We start from the raw sequence: 1,255 nt of genomic DNA on the forward strand, positions 1-1,255 counted from the left end.
AGTGTTGAGGACACCGGCCAAGTGAGTGCACTGGGTGTGGACAAGGGATGTCCGCAGGAGTTCAGAGTAGACAGAGACAAGTGCTTGGTTTTGGGATGTGCGGGCTGTAGCTCTGTTTTCCCAAGACATGGAGACAGTGTTGTCTGTTTCACCACGCCAAACCGGGATGTCCGGTACCCCTGAAGGGAAGAAGGTAAGGGCCTCCAGGTGGGACGATGTGGACAGCCTGGTGTGGATGGCCGCGAGCTGGAGGATGAGGATGATGAACTCCAGGGAGTTGATGTGGACAAACCCTGGGGAGCCGGGTTTAATGGAACGGACACCATGGAGGATGGTGGGGCTCCAGGAGATGTCAAACCAGAATCGGAGGCCGGGGCAGAAGGCGCCGCCACCAAGGAGGCTGGCATCGCCGCGAGACCAGAAATGGGGGTCACGGGGGATGATCATGCCAAGGGGGGTCTCCCAAGGGGAACTGGAGGACTCCACATATGCGAGGAGGTGGTGTAAGGCCTCAGAGAAAGTAGCATCCACTGAGAACCGTTGGCGGGTGGACCAAAGAAGCCGTGCCTTGTCACGGGCAATCAGGGATGAGAGGCGGTGGAGAAGGGAGACAGGGAGCTGGCGGATGAGGATGACCTCTCGGGCCTCGCGGGTGTAGCGGCGCTCCACAATGTGGTACCAAGCGTGCAAGATGCGGCGTGAGTGGTTCTGGAGGGCGAAATACCAGCATCGGGCCCACCGGGCAAATTTAGTGTGGTTTTCCAGGACACCAAGGAGGTGGGCAAGCGCAGGCAGATCAAAGGAGCTGAGGGCCACCCAGCGGCGAAGGAGCTCAAGGAGTTGGTCGCGCTTGTGGGGGAGCATCCCCACAGACAGAGACCGGGAGTCGAAATGTCGACCAACAAGCTTGCGTTGGTGGCTGTAGAAGGCCTCAAACTTATCCATGCTGAGGGGAGAGGGCACCAAGGGGTTGGTGGGGAGGCCGAGAAGGGCAAAGAGGGCAGCAGCGCTGATGTAGATGGTGAAAAGGATATACTTGAAGACATCCGCATAGAAGTTGTCATCCACGTGCATGTCATATGGAGGGGGCAAGCGAGAGCCGTCGGGGGCGAGGACACCAGTATTGATGGAGTCACGGTCCGCAGGGCGGAAGGCTTTGACTTCTAAAGGAGTCGGTGGAGGTGCAAGTTGGAGGGGTGGCAGGTGTGGCACTGCAGTGTCTGCAGCGGAAGGGTCATGCTGCCACATGTGGCGT

The 1,255-nt window shown here is 59.0% G+C and carries 1 protein-coding gene; it reads right to left on the reverse strand.

What is annotated here, in order from left to right:
- Positions 1-1,068 (reverse strand): hypothetical protein (locus tag ACRCYW_RS02695; RefSeq protein ID WP_438548650.1); only part of this gene is annotated, 1,068 nt, incomplete at its 3' end.
- Positions 1,069-1,255 lie beyond the last annotated feature (187 nt).

Origin of the sequence: Aeromonas sp. (assembly GCF_051657805.1) — a bacterium.
Classification (GTDB): Bacteria; Pseudomonadota; Gammaproteobacteria; order Enterobacterales; family Aeromonadaceae; genus Aeromonas.